Origin of the sequence: Shewanella sp. SM21 (assembly GCF_025654335.1) — a bacterium.
Classification (GTDB): domain Bacteria; phylum Pseudomonadota; class Gammaproteobacteria; order Enterobacterales; family Shewanellaceae; genus Shewanella; species Shewanella oncorhynchi.
Window position 1 is genome coordinate 46,949 of record NZ_JAKKRL010000013.1, and the last position, 18,690, is coordinate 65,638.

Here is an 18,690-nt window from a genome sequence, read left to right on the forward strand (position 1 = left end):
CAAATGCGTCGCCAAAAAATTACATTAGGGCAACTCACTGTAATTTCGATATAAATGGTAAAGTTATTTCAATTAAGCCGTCGAACCTGACCTTAGAACGTGCCAAGGATTTTGTGGATGAAACCCAGTAAACATCTGATTTTTGCTTTATTTGCACTCGCGATCAGCCAACCTACATTGGCCGCCCCCCAGCCGCTAGACCGCGTTGCAGTCCAAATTAACGACGGCATAGTGCTCGAAAGTGAAATCACTAACATGATTGACACTGTTAAAGCGAATGCCAAAGCAGCAAACCAATCATTACCTTCTGACAGTGCCCTGCGCACTCAGGTGATTGAGCGTTTAATCTTAACTCGCCTACAATTGCAAATGGCCAGTCGTATAGGGCTGAATATTGGTGACTTACAACTAGACCAAGCGATTGAAAACATCGCGCGTGAACAAAAAATGTCTGTCGCGCAGATGCAACAAAAAATTGAAAGCGAAGGTTTAAGTTTCAGCCAATACCGCGAACAATTGCGCGAAGAAATCACTCTAGGTGAAATTCAACGTATTCAGGTACAACGCCGTATTCAAGTATCACCACAGGAAATTACTAGCCTAGTCAAACTCATCCAAGAACAAGGGATGAAAGATGTGGAATACCAAATTGGCCATATCCTGATTGACGTGCCTAATAACCCCACCAGTGAACAACTCGAAGCATCAAGCAAACGCGCCAATATCGTATTAGAACGTTTGAAGAGTGGTGAGGATTTCCGTCGTACCGCTATCGCTTCTTCTTCAGGTCCTAAAGCACTCGAAGGTGGTATTTGGGATTATATGAACATCAACGAAATGCCAACTCTGTTCGCCGAAGTGATCAACGGTGCAAAAATGGGTGACATTATCGGCCCGATTAAGAGTGGTGCAGGTTTCCATATTATTAAGATCATGGATGCTCGCGGCCTACAAACCAAAGAAATCGAAGAAGTTAGAGCGCGCCACATTTTGCTCAAGCCATCGCCGATCCTGTCAGAAGACCGCGCTAAAGCCATGCTTGAGCAATTCCTGAAGCAAATCCGCTCAGGAGAAGCTAAGTTTGAAGACCTAGCGCGTCAGTACTCAGAAGATCCTGGTTCGGCCACAAAAGGTGGTGAATTAGGTTGGGCAGAACCAAGCATTTACGTACCTGAGTTTGCTCAAACGCTCAATAGTTTGAAAAACGACCAAATTAGTGAGCCATTCCGTACGACTCACGGTTGGCATATCACTCAATTAGAAGAACGCAGAAAAACCGACGCCACGGATCAGTTCAATAGCAACCGTGCGCACCAGTTGATCTTCCGTCGCAAATTTAACGAAGAACTGCAAAACTGGCTAGACGAAATGCGTTCAGACGCATACATTGAAATCTTCCAGCCAGAGACCAATCGAGGTTAATTCTAATTGAGCACTAAACGTATTGCCGTTACCCCAGGCGAACCCGCAGGTATTGGCCCCGATTTAGTCGTACAACTCGCTCAGCAGGCTTGGCCTGCTGAGTTAGTCGTTTGTGCGGATCCAGAATTACTTGCGAGCCGTGCGAAACGACTCGGTTTGCAAGTGACTTTCCGCCCTTACCAGCCAAATCAAGCTCCTAAACCGCAAGAAGCTGGCACATTAACCATAGCGCCCTTTAAGTTAGTGAGCGAATCGATTTGTGGTCAGCTCGATGAGCAAAACAGCACTTATGTAGTTGAAACCTTGCGTTATGCGGGCGAAAAAAACATGAGCGGCGAGTTTGATGCTGTCGTGACAGGCCCCGTGCATAAAGGCATTATCAATCAAGCAGGTATTTCCTTTAGTGGCCATACTGAGTTTTTTGCCCATCAAGCAAATTGCCCCGATGTAGTGATGATGCTGGCAACGCCTGGTTTGCAAGTGGCACTCGTGACCACCCATATTCCTCTGGCCTATGTTGCAAAAGCCATAACACGCCAACGCTTACAGCATATTATCAAGATTCTACATGCCGATCTCATCAGCAAATTTGGCATAGTTTCACCGAAAATTTATGTCTGTGGTCTCAATCCACACGCAGGTGAAGACGGCCATTTAGGGCGTGAAGAAATCGACGTGATTATTCCTGCACTCAACGAGTTGCGAGAAGAGTTCCAAATGAATATTGTCGGCCCATTACCGGCCGACACTCTATTCCAACCTAAATATTTACAGGACGCCGATGTCGTCTTGGCCATGTACCATGACCAAGGACTTCCCGTTCTCAAGTCACAAGGATTTGGCAAATCGGTAAACATCACCTTAGGTTTACCTTATATTCGTACCTCGGTTGACCACGGTACGGCGCTCGATCTCGCGGGTACAGGCAAGGCCGATATTGGCAGTTTTGTCTGTGCTCTGAATAAAGCCATTGAGTTATCCTCAAAGAACTAAACGATTACATTATTAATGAGCAACAAAGTACATTTAGGCCACACGGCCAGAAAGCGTTTCGGACAAAACTTCCTTACCGACGGCAATGTGATTGACCGCATTGTGGGTGCAATTGCACCCGATAATCACCATGTGATGGTCGAAATCGGCCCTGGCCTTGGTGCCTTAACAGAACCTGTAGCCGATGCTGTAGATAATCTGACTGTCGTCGAACTCGACCGCGATCTGGTTGAACGCTTACATCAACACCCAGTCCTTAAAAATAAACTGACTATTCACCAAGGTGATGCACTGCAGTTTAATTTTGGCCAACTGAGTGTGCCTGGCAAAAAGATGAAAGTATTTGGTAACTTACCTTACAACATTTCAACGCCGCTGATGTTCCACCTGTTCGAATTTGCCGAACAGATTGAAACCATGCACTTTATGCTACAAAAAGAAGTGGTACTGCGCTTATCGGCAAGCCCAGGCTGTAAAGCCTATGGCCGTTTAACGGTCATGGCACAATACTTCTGCCAAGTGGTCCCGGTTCTCGAAGTGCCGCCCCACAGCTTTACCCCTGCGCCTAAAGTGGACTCAGCAGTCGTACGCTTATTGCCATACGCCGTAAAGCCGTTCCCTTGTAAAGATGTAACCGTACTACGCCACCTTTGTACTACCGCATTCAACATGCGTCGTAAGACTCTGCGTAATAACTTAAAGCACATGTTATCTGACGATGAGTTCGAGCAGTTAGGGATTGACTCAAGTCAACGCCCAGAACAGATTAGCGTGCAGCAGTATGTTGCTATGGCTAACATGGTTTGCGATAAGAAAGCATAAATATGTCAGGGCACTTAGGTGCCCTTAGACCAGAGCCTAGGAACAAGAATGAGCGCATTGGACACCTCCATTCGGGTCGAAGTCAAAACTGAGTATATAGAGCAGCAGTCCTCGCCCGAGGATGAAAAGTACCTCTTCAGTTACACCATCACTATCATCAATTTAGGTGAGCAAGCGGCTAAACTTGAAACTCGTCACTGGATAATCACTGATGCCAATGGCAACACCAGTGAAGTCAAAGGTGCCGGTGTTGTCGGTGAAACGCCAACCATAGCGCCGAATACTGCCTATCAATACACCAGTGGTACTGTGCTCGATACGCCACTTGGCATAATGCACGGCACTTATGGTATGGTCAGCGAATCGGGTGAGCGTTTCCAGGCGACAATCCGTCCCTTCCGTTTAGCGACCCCAGGCTTACTACATTAATATCGTTAGGAAAGGGGTACTGTGGCGCATTATTTTGTTGGTGATATTCAAGGCTGTTTCGCTGAGTTACAAAAATTACTCGCTAAGGTCGATTTTAATCCTTCCCGCGATGAACTCTGGGCTGTAGGTGATCTTGTTGCACGCGGACCTGACTCCTTAGCTACGCTACGGTTTTTTCGCTCCTTAGGTGATTCCGCTAAAACGGTTTTAGGTAACCACGATCTCCATCTAATGGCATTACACGGTAAGCTCAAACGCGCTAAGCCCAGCGATAATCTCACTGAAACTCTAGAATCCCCCGATATCTCAGCCTCAATTGACTGGCTGAGACAACAACCTCTTATGCGTGAATTACCTGAACACCAACTCATTATGAGTCATGCGGGTGTACCACCCCAGTGGTCGCTGGAGGTATTAAGAGAAGAATCCGCACTCGTCAGTCGCGCCCTCAAGCACGATGATTATCTTGAGACATTAATAAGCCAAATGTATTCAGATACCGCCGAACAATGGGATCCAAGTGCAATTGGCATAGAACGCTTACGTTATTGCATCAATGCATTAACACGCATGCGCTATCTTTATGTCGATGGCCGACTTGATTTTGATTGCAAACAACCTCCTGAAAACTGTACTAATCCACAACTCAAACCTTGGTTTGAGTTTGCTTCGCCGCTGCGCCAAAGTCATACCTTAGTATTTGGCCATTGGGCTGCGTTGATGGGCAAGGTCGACGATACTAAATTAAAGGCTTTAGATACAGGCTGTTGTTGGGGTGAGCACTTAACCTTATGGCATCTTGAAAAAGACCAAAAAATTACGCAAAAAAAGTTAAAAAAGAGTTAAACTAAAACAGCTTAAAGTCGATAACAGACTGAGCCGCCTAACCCTGAATATCACCCTGTTTTCATTTGGAAAAATATAATAAAAATCGGAGTATCCTATGAAATTTAATGTAGCCACCAGAGTGATTGGCGGATTTGGTATTGTCACACTTTTACTCGTGTTGCTAGGATTTACATCTTATTTAACCAACAATAGCCTAAAAGCCAGCTCTGCTATGATGCAAGAATTAAGCTTGCCCGCGCTGAAATCGACAAACCACCTTAGTGAAGCATTGAGTGAGCAACAAAGACAAATCCTCATTGCCTATAACACCCCTAGATCGGCAAATATCCCGAATATTCGTAAAGTGTTCGAAGACCATGGGACTCAGTTCAAAAACGAAATTGCCACCCTCACTCAGTTAGTCAAGAGCCAGCAGAATCTATCTTCTTTAATTGCCCAATTAAGCGGCAGCTTTGCCACCTTTGAGCGAGATAGTATTGCCATGATCGCCGAACGTGAGGCCTCATTAAGCAAGCAAGAACAGCTCGTTGAACTAAAGAAAAAGCTCGAAAATGCCGCCGATGATGCCTCATCGGAACTGCTCGATATTGTTGATTTAGAAAGCAGTCAGAATCCCGATGAGCAGAGTCTTGCTGCATCAGCCAGCGCTATTGATACTAGTCTCGGAAATATCATCACCACTATTGCAGATTTAGTAACGAATGACGAAGAGAGTAAGCATGAACTGATCTCAAAGGAACTTGACTACATTATCAGCGAAACCAAGAACAAACTTGAATATGTGAATCGTCACGGTCAAGGTATTGTCGAAGCGGATACCTTAAGCTCAGTCACTAAAGATATTGGAAAAGTATTAGCGCTCGTCACCGGTCCGCAATCTATGTTGCTGCTAAAATCGAGTCAGCTCTCCCACTCCAAAGAAGCTGTGATAAAACTAGGCATTATCGAAAATGATGTGAAAGTCATCAATTCCAACATGAATGATGTCAGCGATAACATCGAACTTGTTGCCGCGAACATGAGCAATGACACCATAGCCAAGATTGACTCTGCCAGCATACAAACCATGATTGTCGTGTTAATAGCAATCGTTGTCGCAGTGATTGTGAGTTTTGCTGTGGTGAATCCGTTAAAACGCTCACTCAGCCAAGTGAACAATGCCCTGAACGTCTTAGCCTCAGGCAACCTTACCCATAAACTAGATGACTCTGGACACGATGAATTTGCCGAACTAGCAAAAAACTGTAATCGTCTCGTCGATAGCTTACGCAGTTTAATCATAGGTATTTTAGATAGGTCAAATCAACTTGCCGCGGCAGCCGAACAAACATCGGCAATCACAGCGCAAACCACCTCAGGCATACAAGAACAAAAAAGCCAAGTTGACCAAGTGGCTACTGCAACAACTGAACTTAGCTCTAGTGCTCAGCAGGTGTCTTTAAGTGCCAATCAAGCCCTTGAGCAAATCAAACAGGCTGATCAAGAAACTCAGCATATGCGTGCCATTGCGCAAGAGAACAAACTGACTATTTTGGCTTTAGCCGATGAAGTGGCTAAAGCGGGTGTTGTGATCAATAAAGTGCAGTCGGACAGCGCCTCTATTGGCTCAATTTTGGATGTGATCCGTGGTATTGCAGAACAGACTAACCTACTCGCCCTTAACGCTGCTATTGAAGCCGCCCGTGCGGGTGAACAAGGTCGTGGTTTTGCGGTAGTTGCCGATGAAGTGCGTAGTTTAGCCTCACGCACTCAAGTGTCGACCCGAGAGATCCAACAGATGATCGAAGTGTTGCAGCAAGGTGCAGAGCAAGCCGTTGCCGCCATGGATATGGGACGCGCTCAAGCCAACGCCTGTGTTGAAAAAACGGAGCAAGCCAACATTGCCCTCGAAACCATCAGCCAATCTGTGCATAAGGCCTATGATTCTGGCACCCATATCGCCCATGCTGCGCAGGAACAGAATTTAGTAAGCCAGCAAGTTTCTGAAAAACTAGAGCATATTGCAGCAATTTCAGAAGAAACCGCTATCGGTGCAGATCAAACGGCTCAGTCTAGCCATCAAGTCGCCAAATTAGCCGAAGAACTCCAAGCTTCGGTCGGTGAATTTAGAGTCTAATGTTTATCACCACTAAAACCTAGGGTCGCTTAGCGGCCCTTTCTTTTGAGACGAATTCACTTGCCTATCTTACTGACGACTCGAACTGTCCGGCCTTTGCACAAATTAAGGCCATAAAAAATGCCAAACTTAAGTTTGGCATTTTTATCTAGCTTAATGCTAGATACTTGATATTAGACGCTTAATATAACGTAGCAGCAAATAGAGCTAAAGTGCCGCTAAGTTCAAATCCGCATTACTCTTCTTCGCCGCCCGCAGCAGCGCCAAGACGCTCTTTCACTGCAGCGGTAATTGGGCTAGCACCATGACCGTTTGCTTCAGCCCAAGCTTGGATAGTCATCCCATCAGCTTCAGCAACACTCAATTCAGTCGCCGACAAACGCTTAGCCACAAACTCACCGGTATCGTTCGCACTCGCACCGTAAGCGGTGCGCAATAGACTTGCACCATCGCAACTGATACCACTGTAAATCTGACGTAACTTAACGCGGCTTTCTTTTAACTTTTTACGTAAGCGGTTTTTGTCGTTAGCTTTTACATAATCACAAAGACTCGCTACGAGTGGATCTTCCCCCGCAACAGCAGAGGTTGGTACAGCAATAGAACTAAATCCAATCAACGCAGCCAAGGCCACAGGCATAAGACGCATCCGATACTCCTTAATACTTTCTTATAGTTTTATTATCAATTCTGTATGGGCCACATTTATTGTCTAAATAATATTGACCTCTTGGCTTTAGCTCTCGTTCGAAATCTAGGATAACGAAATAGGCTATCTCTTTCCGTGAAAACTAAATGTCCGATATGATGCAATACGTTAGATAAACTGACGTCCCATACACACAGGGTACACAACAGAAGCTGCAATTTAACATTTTTTTACCAAATTGATAAAGCGATATTCCAAACCAGCAGCATTTATACTCGCCAAAGATTCAGTTTCCTTCCAAGTCCCATCGTCCCAGTGGGGGAAAAATGTATCGCCTTCCACCTCAAGATTGATTTGCGTCAAATATAAGATATCGGCGCAGGGCAATAACTCGGCATAAAGCTGGCCACCACCTATAACCACTAACTCTTCACACTCACCAGCAGCTTGTTTGGCTGCATCAAACGAGGTCACACAGGTCACGCCCTCAATCACAAGATCCGTTTGGCGTGAAATCACTATGTTATGTCGACCAGGAAGGGGCCTACCGATTGACTCAAAGGTCTTACGTCCCATCACAACAGGCTTGCCTAGGGTCATCGCTTTAAAGTGACGTAAATCTTCTGGAAGATGCCATGGCATTTTATTATCTTTTCCGATGACTCGATTGTTTGCCATCGCGGCTATCATAGCAATGCGCATGCTCACTCCTGTTTTATAGAAATAGAATTATTGAATGACGGGGCGGGTCCTGAAATACAGCAAACTCGGCATGGCCAAACCCACGGCTAACGCCCCTAGAATAAAGACGGTTTTGAGGCCATTACTAATCACTTGCCCCGTCAGTTCAGGACTGACTTGAGATTGAGCGGTCAATTGCACTAAGGCAATCACAGTATTAAATGCATAAGTGCCTGGGATCATAGGAATAATCGCAGCGACAGCATACATTAAAGGTGGCGCTAAGTGGCGCTTACCAAACCCTATGGTAATAATCCCTACTAATGCCGCGGCGGCGAAGGTTGCCCACTCGATTGGCAGACCAAACTGTAACATTAAAGTACGGGAACTATGGCCAATGGCTCCCGCTAAAGCGCAGTAAGGAAGAAATCGTTTAGGAACATTAAATACCATAGCAAATCCTACGGCGGGAATTGCTGAGAAAAAAGCATCGTGCAGCAGCGTTATCAGTAATTCCATCATAGGAAAATTCCGCCGATCTGCATCGCAATCGTAATGCCAATCACAGAAGAAACGGTCAGTAAAGTAGCATGACCCCAGCGGGATATACCGACATTCATATGCCCTTTTACCATGTCGGAAATCGCATTAATCATCGGAAAACCCGGCACTAACATCAGCACACTCGCGGCCATTGCAGCCTTAGGAGTTTCACTTAACTCAAACAAATAACCCGTTTGAGCCAGCATACTGGTGACGAAAGCAGTGATGGCAAAATTGACTAATAAATTAAAATGCCGCTTAGCAATTGCTAAACGGACCGACATACCTACTGCCGCGGCAAAAAAAGTAATCACGCATGCAGTGAGATCGCCATTAAATAAATGACAGAAGCTAGCGCACGACAGGCCAATCATGAATACCACTAAGCTAGGAGGATAGGTTTTAGGTTCAATCCGCGCCAAGCGTTTACGCACTTCATTTGGGCCATACAGCCCCTTTTCAGCGAGTAAACAGATACGTTGTAATTCACAGACGACTGTCATGTTAATGCCATGCTCACGAATACGACGAGTAGTTGTGATACAGCGACCATGAACCAAACTGGTTAACACGAGGGAATTAGAGGAAATAGAGAGTTCTACGCTGGCAAGACCTAAAGCCTGACCTAGACGCTGGCTGATTTCTTCAACTAAATCAGATTCCGCGCCGTAGGCCAGTAGCAATTGTGCAGCACGCACAACTTGCCGAGTAATATCATTTTGAGTATCAGCGTACACAGAACTCTCAAAACTCAAAGATTACTATTATCTTTGGTAAATAACTTCTACGTCGTAGTCGTCATCATCAAAGTCATCATCATCATCTTCATCAACATAGTCTTCATTCAATGAATCAAGGTTTGCTTGATGATAATTATCCCACTTGAACTCAACTTCACTATCTGGGTCGACTTCATTGTCTTCAGGTGGAAGACTCGCAATGTAATCGAGGAGTTTTAATGCCAACTCACTGGTACCGTCGCGGTTATAGGCGGAGATAGTATAAACATCGCCTTCCCAACCCATTTCTTTAACGATACGATCAACCTTCTCTTGCAGCTCTTCTTCAAGCAGCAGATCGGTTTTGTTAAAGACTAACCAACGCGGCTTACTCGCCAACTTTGGAGAATATTTCTCAAGCTCACCTACGATAGCGCGCGCAGACTCAACCGGATCGGTTCCGTCAATCGGCTCAATATCTATGATGTGCAGCAGAATACGACAACGCTCAAGATGCTTTAAGAAGCGAATACCTAAACCCGCACCATCGGCAGCGCCTTCGATGAGACCAGGAATGTCCGCAATCACAAAGCTTTGCCCAGGACGTGGATTAACCACACCTAAGTTAGGCACCAGTGTTGTAAACGGATAATCAGCCACTTTCGGCGTTGCACGGGAAACCGCACGAATGAATGTCGACTTACCCGCGTTAGGCATGCCAAGCAAACCAACGTCAGCCAGCAGTAACAACTCTAATTTAAGGCTACGAACTTCACCAGGTGTCCCTAACGTCTTTTGACGTGGAGCACGGTTAGTACTGCTCTTAAAACGGGTGTTACCTAAACCATGGAAACCACCTTTGGCAACCAATAGCTTTTGACCGTGGGTTGTTAAATCCCCAAGGACTTCTTCAGTATCATGATCGACCGCGCGAGTACCAACAGGAACTTTTAAGATCAGATCTTTACCGCTATGACCAGTACAATCACGGCCACGACCATTTTCGCCACGTTCAGCCATGTGAAAACGTTCAAAACGGAACTCGATCAAAGTGTTGAAGTTTTCGTCAGCTTGCAGGAAAACACTGCCACCGTCGCCACCATCACCACCATCAGGACCACCATCAGGTACATACTTTTCGCGCCTAAAGCTAACACAACCGCTACCGCCGTCGCCTGCTTCGACCCTAATTACTGCCTCATCGACAAACTTCATACTTACTCCTGGCACCACTGAATGAAGCAATTATACCGTCTAACTTCATTGGTCGCCAAAAAACTCGAGATACTTTGCTCCCAATCTTACCTGTCAATGCTCATTCTTGGTAATCATTTACCAACTCAAGCATCTACACGGCGTAAATAGAAGCACAAAAAACAGAAAGCCCCACCAATGGCGGGGCTTTAACAGTATAAGCTAGGTTCGAAAGTTAAGCTTCGATGCTAATAAACTTACGGTTATTAGCGCCTTTAACTTCGAATTTAACTTTACCGTCAGTCAGAGCAAACAGAGTATGGTCACGACCAATACCTACGTTTACACCAGCGTGGAATTTAGTACCACGTTGACGAACAATAATGTTACCAGCTAGAACTGATTCACCGCCAAAGCGCTTAACACCTAGACGTTTACTTTCTGAATCGCGGCCGTTACGAGTAGAACCGCCAGCTTTTTTATGTGCCATGAGTTAGACTCCTATTATGCGTTGATAGCAGTAATTTTAACTTCAGTGAACCACTGACGGTGGCCCATTTTCTTGTCGTGGTGCTTACGACGACGGAACTTAACGATAGTAACTTTATCGCCACGACCGTGACTTACAACTTCAGCAACGACTTTACCGCCAGCTACTAAAGGAGCACCAACATGCACTGTTTCGCCATCAGCGATCAAAAGAACTTGATCGAACTCGATAGTTTCGCCAGTTGCAACTTCTAACTTTTCTAAACGTACTGTGTGGCCTTCAGCTACACGGTGTTGTTTACCACCACTTTGAAAAACAGCGTACATAGCTATTTTACTCCAATTCCTAACACGCGGGCTCATTCTTGGATGAGGCAGGGTGCTACAAAAACTTTATTGACAATGGGCGCGGAGTTTACGCGAAGAATCAAACTCTGGCAAGCCCTAATTAGGAAAGAATAAAAAAAGACCGGATTAACTCTCACATTAGTTGAGCTAGTGCTGTCATATGTCAGAATTTTAGGTAAAATTCATTTCATTATAACACGTGAGCCTAAACAGGGGCCGGGAACGTAATGACCCCACAACCAGAGTCTATTATGGATTTAAACGCTATTCGTCAACTGGCTGACACTGATATGCAAGCAGTCAATCAGCTGATATATAAACAGCTTGAATCAGATGTCGCCCTAATTAATCAATTAGGTTTTTACATTATTAATGGTGGTGGTAAACGTCTTCGTCCTCTGCTGTCGGTTTTAGCCGCACGAGCAGTGAGCTACGAAGGCGAAGCACATCTTAAGCTAGCGGCGATTATTGAGTTTATCCATACAGCCTCATTGCTCCATGATGATGTAGTTGATGAATCGACGTTACGCCGCGGACGAGAAACCGCCAATGCACTGTTTGGCAATAGTGCCAGTGTGCTAGTCGGGGATTTCCTTTATACCCGCTCATTCCAGATGATGACCGAACTTGACAACATGAAAGTGCTCAGAGTGTTAGCTGATACGACTAACGTGTTGGCCGAGGGCGAAGTCTTACAGCTAATGAATTGCAATGACCCTGACACCACTGAAGAAAGCTATATGCGGGTCATTTATTGCAAAACAGCCAAGTTATTTGAAGCCGCGACGCTACTCGCGGGCGTGCTAGCAGGTGCAACGCCTGAGCAAGAAACCGCCTTAGGCAACTATGGTAAGTATCTCGGCACCGCCTTTCAGCTTACCGACGACTTACTCGACTATACCGCCGACAGTGACGAGCTAGGTAAGAATATCGGTGATGACCTTGCCGAAGGTAAACCGACTCTGCCACTCATCTATGCCATTGCCCATGGCACAGACGAAGAGAAACAGCTCATACGTCAAGCAATTGAACAAGGTGATGGTACTCAGGCCATAGATAAAATCGTAGCAGCACTGCACCATTGCGGCGCGTTAAACTACACCCAACAAAAAGCAATTGAAGAATCAGAGAAAGCGATCGCGGCATTATCTGCTTTACCCGATAGCGACTATAAGCAAGCCTTAGTAACGCTAGCTAAGATTTCGGTCGACAGAAACCACTGATTGCTAACTAATGTAATTTCGCCCCAAAAATAAGGTCTTACTCAGTAAGACCTTTTTTATTGCTTTAACCGCAATCCTAAAATCAAACCTGCCAAAGGATCGGCGTTTCGCCTCGCTCAAGCAATAATTGATTCACTTGAGAGAAATGCCCACAACCAAAAAAACCGCGATAAGCCGATAAAGGTGAAGGATGTGGTCCTGTGAGCACTTGATGTTGCGGTGCGTTAACGACTTGGCCCTTTTTAATGGCATGACTACCCCAAAGCACGAAAATAATCGGCTGAGTCTGCCGATTTAATAATTCCAGCACCGCAGTCGTAAAGACTTCCCACCCGGCTTTGGCATGGGAATGCGCCTTGCCTTGCTCAACGGTCAGCACCGTATTGAGCATCAATATCCCCTGCTCCGCCCATGCGGATAAATCGCCATGGGATGGCACAACAAAACCGTCAATATCCGTCGCTAATTCTTTGTACATATTGGCTAAAGATGGCGGTGGTTTTATCCCGCATTTAACCGAAAAACATAAACCATGGGCTTGATCTGGGCCGTGATAGGGATCTTGGCCAATCAAAACCACTCTGACTTGTTCAAGGGGCGTCATACTAAAAGCATTGAAAACATCAACTTCGGGTGGATAAACCACTTTCCCAGCCCTGCGTTCATTGTCAACAAATGCGCTTAGTTGCTGAAAATAAGGCAAAGCTCTTTGCTCATCGATAAATGTTTGCCATGTCGCCTGAGTCACTATTTTACTTCCTCAATTCTATAATCGGGTTAGCTTAAAAGTCCTGTAGTAGTATGGCAAGTTTGCAGACCTTACCTGCCGCTAAGTAATACCACTAAACTTGCTAGGTCTCACGTTAAGACTTTCAATTTAAAACATTCGAAATTAAGTGATATAGTGCGCCCATTCTCGCACACTCTGATACGTAATGATGATCCAACATTCTGATAAATCAATTCAAAGACATCAAACGGGTTTCACCTTAATTGAACTTGTGGTGGTCATCATAGTGCTCGGTATTTTAGCCGTAGTGGCCCTGCCAAAATTTATCAATGTGCAACAAGATGCTCAAATTGCAACAGTTAAAGCGGCAGGCGGAGGCTTTAAATCAGCCATCAATCTGGCACGTTCCGTATGGGCTGTAAAAGTGGGCTCAGGTCCAAAAGAGGATTTACCCGTATTTGGTACGGCACAATCCGAACAAATAGATTTCAACGCCTTCGGTTGGCCAGCACAACACTATATCCATGGCAATGAGGCCTCTCCGGCACTCGATAATGTTGAAGACTGTATATCGGTATGGGAAGTATTATTTCAAAATGCCCAGCCAAGTGTCTCGCGCTTGAATATTGATGCGACTGAAACCGACTATAAAGCCAGTTATACCGATCCTGGCCAGTGCACTTATTTGTATCGAACAAACGATAAACTGTCGATTAATTATGACTCCCATACAGGAGTCGTCATTACCGACACAGATCCCAATAGTTAATGCCTGACGATTCCTTCTTACACCAATTAAGTTAGAATCGAACTTTAATCTGTTACTTTTTTAGAGTGAACGCCATGACCGACACGAGCACCACCACCATTTACGAACTTGCCGATCAGTTTATTGCCTTAGCCAATCAGCTAAGCCAACAAGAAGCAGATGTAGGTAAAGTTGGCACAGCACTCCGTTTTGCCGCAGCACGTTTTAATGCCTTCGAAGCCGCGATTAAATCAGCGGATCTCGGTGCTGAAAAAGAGAGCGCATTAGAATGGTTTAGCAGTGAATTCAAAGAAATGCTGAGTGACAACTTAGACGACCACATTGCCAATCCACCCATTATCCAAGAAAGTGTGGCAGAAGAAGCTGATAATTCTGTGCAAATGTTTAAAGGCTAATCACGCCTTGATTTAAATGCATAGCCATAAACAAACACGCCATCGATTGATGGCGTGTTTGTTATTTAAAACCAATGATTTTAGATAGATCACTAAAGCGTGTACACCACACGGATCGCCAGCAATATCAATACTACGCCGGACAACTTATCAATTAACCCCGCTTTTTCTCTCAACTTAGGCAACACACTCGAGTGGGATAGCAATAAGGCTATCAAGGTGTACCAAAGACCATCGACCACTAACGGTGTAAAAACAATTAATGCTTTAGCCGTCATGCTGTCGGCGACCATCACAAATTGGCTGAATAACGCAAGAAAAAATAGCATTATCTTAGGGTTGAATAAAGAAATAGCAATACCATCACGGGCTGCGGTTAAGGTATCTGTCGCCTCCCCTGCAGCCAATTTAGCTTGCATACCGCCATTGGAACGCAGCGCTTGAACTCCCATCCAAGCAAGGTATAAGGCACCGAGAATCGCAATGCCATTAAAGACTAAGGGCGCCTTTTTAAGGACTACGGCTAAGCCCAGTAACGTCACCAGCGCATAGATCCCAATCCCTATCGAGTGTGCCCAAGCACAAACGATACCCTTTCCCCGCCCACCACCTAAAGTATGACGTACTACCATAGTCAAACTTGGGCCCGGCGACATAGCCCCCAAACAACAAATAGCCAATAAACCTAACCAAGTACTCCAACTCATTGATGACACCTTTCGCCGAATAAAAAAGCCCACTGCTGGGCCTTAAACTTGCTTGCTATTCTAACATCGCGTCATCAAGGCGTTAACGCTAATAAATCCATTTTCAATAAATGAACAGTCATTTAAGAGAACCCCAAACGCGATAATCCCATAAATTCACACTGATTTAAGCCGTTAACCGCTAAGATTAGCGTTAACCTAAGTCTTTATAGCCAAACCTTAATACCTAAGCCTTCATCGCTATTATCACAAAGGCGATTCTCAATCAGGAAATTTTATGAACACTATAACGCTGATCAGTATTTTTATTCTTTGCCTATTAATAGGTGCGATCTTATTACTGCTTTGGCAAAGACAAAAAGGTAAAACCATACCGCTGACGGTGATTTTTGTGCTGGGATTTTTCGCCTTAGGGCTCAGTGCTATTATTGGATTTGTGCACAAAAGCGAGGATTACCAAGCCTATCAAAAACTACAATGGCACACCTTAGCCCCAGAGAAAATCGCGCCTCTGGTTGCCCAAGGCTATACCGTCTTTGTCGATATTACCTCTGATTGGTGCACCATCTGCCAAACGAATAAAGCGGAAGTCACCCACAGGGAGCAAATTGTAAATGCCTTGATGGCCGACAATATCATCCTGATGCAAGGTAACTGGAGTGAGGCGAATAAAACGATTGAAACCTATATGCGCCATGAAGGAGTGCCCGGCACGCCCTACAATAAAATTTATGGTCCAAGCGCCCCTAATGGGATTCTATTGCCATCAAAACTCAGTATGAGTGATGTGTTAAATGGTTTAGTTGCCGCGCAAACGAATCGTAACTAAGCACTAAACCATATTTAGGACGAGTCAAATACGAATAAAAAAGGCTGCATTGCAGCCTTTTTGCTTACTTCACTTCTATTTATAAAAGCCAAATTTCTTGAAAGGTGGGTTAGAAATCGCTTCTATAAATTGGCTTACTCATTAAAAACGGTAATTCACTCGACCATAGTAGAAACCGCCGTTGTAATCGAATGGCCCACTTTCATAATAAACGCCACCGAGTTCACCCAAGGTCCCTTCTTTCAGCTTTTGCGCTTCTTGATCAAATAGATTATTAGCCCCCACCGCCAAGGTTAAGCCATCAAGTAATTGATAGCTCATTTCAAGATCGACGGTCACTGCAGCATCAGCCATTTCAGAGCCCCAGTCAGAGGTATCATCAGCGTGAGTCGCATAGTACTCACCAAAATAGTTACCACGTAGTGACAGGGTTACCTTGTCCCATGACTGTGCCCAAGTTAAGGTGGCACGGTGCGCTGGGATACCATCTTCTAATCGACAAACTTTACCCGCATCGGTCGTTTTAAGATCAAACTTATCAACGCTGGTATCGGTCCAACCATAGGCAAGACTGAATTTAGCATTACCCGATAGGATTTCCGCATCATAGGAGGCGACGATATCGATACCTTGAGTCGTAGTATCAAAGTCATTGGTGTAATAGCTCACGCCTTGGATCAACTCAGGGAACTCAACCCCTGCGGCACGTAAGGCATCATAATCTGTAGCCTCAACATCAATCTTACTCGACTGTGCAATACGGCCCTCTACGCCAATGTTGTAGTAATCGACCGTTAAGAAGAAGCTTTCGTACTCATATACAGCCCCAATCGCATAACTAATCGACTCTTCTGGCTTTAACACTTCACCACCGTAAAATGCCGCAAGCGGATCGGTTGGGGGGGCAATAAAGGTCTGGATCAATTCACCATCGATGATCGATGTCTGGGTATTCACCACGTTTTCTTGGCCAACCGTTGGAGCACGAAAGCCGGTGCTGTGTGAGGCGCGGAACGACAATTCATCCGTTGCAGAATACTGCAACGTCAATTTGTAATTTAACGTATCACCAAAGGTTGAAAAGTCTTCGTAGCGCAGTGCTAAACCGAGTAACCAGTCATCACTTAAATAAGCTTCTAAATCAGTATAAATACCTATGTTATGACGTGAGTTTTTACCCGCAGACTCTGGGCCAAAGCCTTTAAAACCATGCGCACCAATGTTGAAACCTTGACTAGCATAAGGGCCAGCAATCCACGAGGCTTCATCACCTTGAGAAATCTCAAACGACTCATTTCGCCATTCAAAACCAGAAGCAAAACTAATGTCTTCAATGCCTCCTAAGGTTATGAAGCGCGAGAAATCGAGGTTAACGGTAGTTTCAACTTGCTCATAAGCCCCCGTATCAAAATCGGTCGGAGTGTCTAATCCTAGTGATGGATTCAACGAATTTTTAAGACCAAAACTGGCTTTGTTCGCCCCAGTACCAGCACTGAAATCATAATTCCATTCACCGATATCGCCTTTTACACCTGCGAAGAAGGACATATCTTCAATGGTGCCGGTGAACTGTGGCGTATAGCCACCTGGAAATATCTGGTTCATAGCAAAGCAATTTGGGTCGGCAACCATCGCCTTGTATGCATCAGTGTCGAGTACGTTGCCGTCACTTCCATCAGCATTTTTAGGGATCGGTACGAGTCCACATGTTGATGGATCACCATTTACAGCGCCCACAAGTAAATTCTGACCACCATCATTGGAATACACATTGCTACGATTTTGCGGGTAACGATAATAGAAGCCTCCCACGGCATCGCGGGAAGACAGATTACCAAAGGCATAGGCATGCATATTGGCATTAATGTCTAAGCCTGAGTTGATGAACACTGAATAGTCATCATTAATCTCAGGATTACCCCACACTTGTGCGGGGTCATTAATCGCGGTATTACCCTGCTCGGCTAAGTTAGCCGCATCAGGACGCTGCACACTACGGCTAGTGGAGTCAGCATTTTTATACTGGAAGCTTAAATTGACGAAGCCATTTTCAGTCACAGGTAAACCGACATCACCTTCGACCGTAGTTGTAGCACCATCACCCTCGTAATATTCTCCTTGGGTCACAGTGATGGAACCACCCTCGGAATTATCTTTTAAAACAAAGTTCATGACTCCGGCAATCGCATCCGACCCATACTGCGCCGCAGCGCCGTCGCGCAATACTTCAACTTGCTTTAATGCAGAACCAGGAATAACTGAGATATCAGGACCTTGAGCGCCATCGTTAATACCACCACCTTGGAACGCAATCACAGATGCACGGTGACGACGCTTACCGTTGACTAGCACTAGCGTACTGTCTGATGGCAAACCCCGTAAATTAACGGGACGAACTAAGGTTGCTGCATCACTAATGGGTTGAGCGCGTGAGTTAAACGATGGCACCGAAGTCACTAACATATCAATCATGTCAGTCGAACCATTCTTTTTAAGGTCGTCACTACTAATAATATCAATAGGAACGGGGGAATCGCCGATTGAGCGTGGCGCAGCACGGGACCCTACAACTGCAATTTTTTCAACGTTCTCATTTTTAACAGCCGTCTCATCTTCTTCTGCTATTGCCTGCGGACTGATTAAACTACCAGACAAGGCTAGAGTAATCGCCAAACTCACTGCACTTAATCCAAACTTCTGCTTCTTTGAGGTCATCATATTCATCCCAACTGCTTATTATTTTTAGAATACCTGACCTGCTTTGTGCGATTCTCGTCCCTAAA

At 45.2% G+C, this 18,690-nt stretch carries 20 protein-coding genes; 10 read left to right on the forward strand and 10 right to left on the reverse strand.

Annotated features, from left to right (window positions below; genetic code table 11):
* The first annotated feature begins 117 nt into the window (after positions 1-117).
* The 6 genes from surA to L5L94_RS16970 all read left to right on the forward strand — a co-directional run bounded on the left by surA (position 118) and on the right by L5L94_RS16970 (position 6,631).
* Positions 118-1,422, forward strand: a complete 1,305-nt coding sequence (gene surA, locus L5L94_RS16945; RefSeq protein ID WP_105249993.1) for a peptidylprolyl isomerase SurA — start codon at positions 118-120, stop codon at positions 1,420-1,422.
* A gap of 6 nt (positions 1,423-1,428) precedes the next feature.
* Positions 1,429-2,415, forward strand: coding sequence for a 4-hydroxythreonine-4-phosphate dehydrogenase PdxA (pdxA, locus tag L5L94_RS16950; RefSeq protein ID WP_105249994.1), 987 nt, complete (start codon positions 1,429-1,431; stop codon positions 2,413-2,415).
* A gap of 15 nt (positions 2,416-2,430) precedes the next feature.
* Positions 2,431-3,237: a 16S rRNA (adenine(1518)-N(6)/adenine(1519)-N(6))-dimethyltransferase RsmA gene (gene rsmA, locus L5L94_RS16955; RefSeq protein WP_263164199.1), complete on the forward strand. Its 807-nt coding sequence runs from the start codon at positions 2,431-2,433 to the stop codon at positions 3,235-3,237.
* A gap of 48 nt (positions 3,238-3,285) precedes the next feature.
* Positions 3,286-3,666, forward strand: a complete 381-nt coding sequence (gene apaG / locus L5L94_RS16960; protein WP_263164201.1) for a Co2+/Mg2+ efflux protein ApaG — start codon at positions 3,286-3,288, stop codon at positions 3,664-3,666.
* A gap of 21 nt (positions 3,667-3,687) precedes the next feature.
* Positions 3,688-4,512, forward strand: a complete 825-nt coding sequence (locus L5L94_RS16965; RefSeq protein ID WP_263164203.1) for a symmetrical bis(5'-nucleosyl)-tetraphosphatase — start codon at positions 3,688-3,690, stop codon at positions 4,510-4,512.
* A gap of 97 nt (positions 4,513-4,609) precedes the next feature.
* A complete protein-coding gene (locus L5L94_RS16970) occupies positions 4,610-6,631 on the forward strand; it encodes a methyl-accepting chemotaxis protein (protein WP_263164205.1) in 2,022 nt (673 codons plus the stop codon).
* Positions 6,632-6,866: 235 nt separating this feature from the next.
* On the opposite strand, the gene L5L94_RS16975 is transcribed toward L5L94_RS16970, so the two are convergent.
* The 7 genes from L5L94_RS16975 to rplU form a co-directional block, all read right to left on the reverse strand.
* Entirely contained in the window at positions 6,867-7,280 is a 414-nt protein-coding gene (locus L5L94_RS16975; protein WP_105249997.1) for a DUF3718 domain-containing protein, read from the reverse strand.
* Positions 7,281-7,499: 219 nt separating this feature from the next.
* The gene (folA, locus tag L5L94_RS16980; protein WP_028761532.1) at positions 7,500-7,982 is read right to left on the reverse strand and encodes a type 3 dihydrofolate reductase; all 483 of its coding nucleotides are present in this window, start codon (positions 7,980-7,982) and stop codon (positions 7,500-7,502) included.
* A 27-nt stretch (positions 7,983-8,009) separates the two neighbouring features.
* Positions 8,010-8,483, reverse strand: coding sequence for a threonine/serine exporter family protein (locus L5L94_RS16985; RefSeq protein WP_113939894.1), 474 nt, complete (start codon positions 8,481-8,483; stop codon positions 8,010-8,012).
* On the reverse strand, positions 8,480-9,241 hold the full coding sequence (locus L5L94_RS16990; RefSeq protein WP_113939893.1) for a threonine/serine exporter family protein: 762 nt from the start codon (positions 9,239-9,241) through the stop codon (positions 8,480-8,482). The genes L5L94_RS16985 and L5L94_RS16990 overlap by 4 nt, the downstream gene beginning before the upstream one ends.
* Positions 9,242-9,268: 27 nt before the next feature.
* A complete protein-coding gene (cgtA, locus tag L5L94_RS16995) occupies positions 9,269-10,438 on the reverse strand; it encodes an Obg family GTPase CgtA (RefSeq protein ID WP_105250000.1) in 1,170 nt (389 codons plus the stop codon).
* 214 nt (positions 10,439-10,652) lie between these two features.
* Positions 10,653-10,907 (reverse strand): 50S ribosomal protein L27, encoded by a 255-nt coding sequence (rpmA, locus tag L5L94_RS17000; protein ID WP_006080527.1) that lies wholly within the window; start codon positions 10,905-10,907, stop codon positions 10,653-10,655.
* Between the two features lie 14 nt (positions 10,908-10,921).
* Positions 10,922-11,233: a 50S ribosomal protein L21 gene (gene rplU / locus L5L94_RS17005; protein ID WP_006080526.1), complete on the reverse strand. Its 312-nt coding sequence runs from the start codon at positions 11,231-11,233 to the stop codon at positions 10,922-10,924.
* Between the two features lie 272 nt (positions 11,234-11,505).
* Here rplU and ispB point away from each other — a divergent pair, with 272 nt between their 5' ends.
* Positions 11,506-12,477 (forward strand): octaprenyl diphosphate synthase, encoded by a 972-nt coding sequence (gene ispB, locus L5L94_RS17010; RefSeq protein WP_049821790.1) that lies wholly within the window; start codon positions 11,506-11,508, stop codon positions 12,475-12,477.
* A gap of 82 nt (positions 12,478-12,559) precedes the next feature.
* Here ispB and ung read toward each other — a convergent pair whose 3' ends face one another.
* The gene (gene ung, locus L5L94_RS17015) at positions 12,560-13,225 is read right to left on the reverse strand and encodes a uracil-DNA glycosylase (RefSeq protein WP_028761537.1); all 666 of its coding nucleotides are present in this window, start codon (positions 13,223-13,225) and stop codon (positions 12,560-12,562) included.
* Between the two features lie 187 nt (positions 13,226-13,412).
* On the opposite strand from ung, the gene L5L94_RS17020 reads away from it, so the two are divergent.
* Together L5L94_RS17020 and L5L94_RS17025 are read left to right on the forward strand one after the other, a co-directional pair.
* Positions 13,413-13,976: a Tfp pilus assembly protein FimT/FimU gene (locus tag L5L94_RS17020; RefSeq protein WP_028761538.1), complete on the forward strand. Its 564-nt coding sequence runs from the start codon at positions 13,413-13,415 to the stop codon at positions 13,974-13,976.
* A gap of 74 nt (positions 13,977-14,050) precedes the next feature.
* Positions 14,051-14,371 carry a DUF3144 domain-containing protein gene (locus tag L5L94_RS17025; protein ID WP_263164208.1) on the forward strand — a complete coding sequence of 107 codons (321 nt, stop codon included), beginning with the start codon at positions 14,051-14,053 and terminating at the stop codon, positions 14,369-14,371.
* Between the two features lie 92 nt (positions 14,372-14,463).
* On the opposite strand, the gene L5L94_RS17030 is transcribed toward L5L94_RS17025, so the two are convergent.
* On the reverse strand, positions 14,464-15,078 hold the full coding sequence (locus tag L5L94_RS17030) for a LysE family translocator (RefSeq protein WP_105250002.1): 615 nt from the start codon (positions 15,076-15,078) through the stop codon (positions 14,464-14,466).
* Between the two features lie 277 nt (positions 15,079-15,355).
* Here L5L94_RS17030 and L5L94_RS17035 point away from each other — a divergent pair, with 277 nt between their 5' ends.
* Positions 15,356-15,907, forward strand: a complete 552-nt coding sequence (locus L5L94_RS17035) for a thioredoxin family protein (RefSeq protein WP_113939891.1) — start codon at positions 15,356-15,358, stop codon at positions 15,905-15,907.
* A 141-nt stretch (positions 15,908-16,048) separates the two neighbouring features.
* On the opposite strand, the gene L5L94_RS17040 is transcribed toward L5L94_RS17035, so the two are convergent.
* On the reverse strand, positions 16,049-18,625 hold the full coding sequence (locus tag L5L94_RS17040; protein ID WP_263164260.1) for a TonB-dependent receptor plug domain-containing protein: 2,577 nt from the start codon (positions 18,623-18,625) through the stop codon (positions 16,049-16,051).
* Positions 18,626-18,690: the final 65 nt, after the last annotated feature.

What these genes read in the sequence shown, in the direction of transcription:
- surA (WP_105249993.1), top strand. Translation starts at nt 118, where the DNA reads ATGAAACCCAGTAAACATCTGATTTTTGCTTTATTTGCACTCGCGATC.
- rsmA (WP_263164199.1), top strand. Translation starts at nt 2,431, where the DNA reads ATGAGCAACAAAGTACATTTAGGCCACACGGCCAGAAAGCGTTTCGGA.
- apaG (WP_263164201.1), top strand. Translation starts at nt 3,286, where the DNA reads ATGAGCGCATTGGACACCTCCATTCGGGTCGAAGTCAAAACTGAGTAT.
- L5L94_RS16970 (WP_263164205.1), top strand. Translation starts at nt 4,610, where the DNA reads ATGAAATTTAATGTAGCCACCAGAGTGATTGGCGGATTTGGTATTGTC.
- L5L94_RS16975 (WP_105249997.1), bottom strand. Translation starts at nt 7,280, where the DNA reads ATGCGTCTTATGCCTGTGGCCTTGGCTGCGTTGATTGGATTTAGTTCT.
- folA (WP_028761532.1), bottom strand. Translation starts at nt 7,982, where the DNA reads ATGCGCATTGCTATGATAGCCGCGATGGCAAACAATCGAGTCATCGGA.
- L5L94_RS16985 (WP_113939894.1), bottom strand. Translation starts at nt 8,483, where the DNA reads ATGATGGAATTACTGATAACGCTGCTGCACGATGCTTTTTTCTCAGCA.
- cgtA (WP_105250000.1), bottom strand. Translation starts at nt 10,438, where the DNA reads ATGAAGTTTGTCGATGAGGCAGTAATTAGGGTCGAAGCAGGCGACGGC.
- rpmA (WP_006080527.1), bottom strand. Translation starts at nt 10,907, where the DNA reads ATGGCACATAAAAAAGCTGGCGGTTCTACTCGTAACGGCCGCGATTCA.
- rplU (WP_006080526.1), bottom strand. Translation starts at nt 11,233, where the DNA reads ATGTACGCTGTTTTTCAAAGTGGTGGTAAACAACACCGTGTAGCTGAA.
- ispB (WP_049821790.1), top strand. Translation starts at nt 11,506, where the DNA reads ATGGATTTAAACGCTATTCGTCAACTGGCTGACACTGATATGCAAGCA.
- L5L94_RS17020 (WP_028761538.1), top strand. Translation starts at nt 13,413, where the DNA reads ATGATGATCCAACATTCTGATAAATCAATTCAAAGACATCAAACGGGT.
- L5L94_RS17025 (WP_263164208.1), top strand. Translation starts at nt 14,051, where the DNA reads ATGACCGACACGAGCACCACCACCATTTACGAACTTGCCGATCAGTTT.
- L5L94_RS17030 (WP_105250002.1), bottom strand. Translation starts at nt 15,078, where the DNA reads ATGAGTTGGAGTACTTGGTTAGGTTTATTGGCTATTTGTTGTTTGGGG.
- L5L94_RS17035 (WP_113939891.1), top strand. Translation starts at nt 15,356, where the DNA reads ATGAACACTATAACGCTGATCAGTATTTTTATTCTTTGCCTATTAATA.
- L5L94_RS17040 (WP_263164260.1), bottom strand. Translation starts at nt 18,625, where the DNA reads ATGATGACCTCAAAGAAGCAGAAGTTTGGATTAAGTGCAGTGAGTTTG.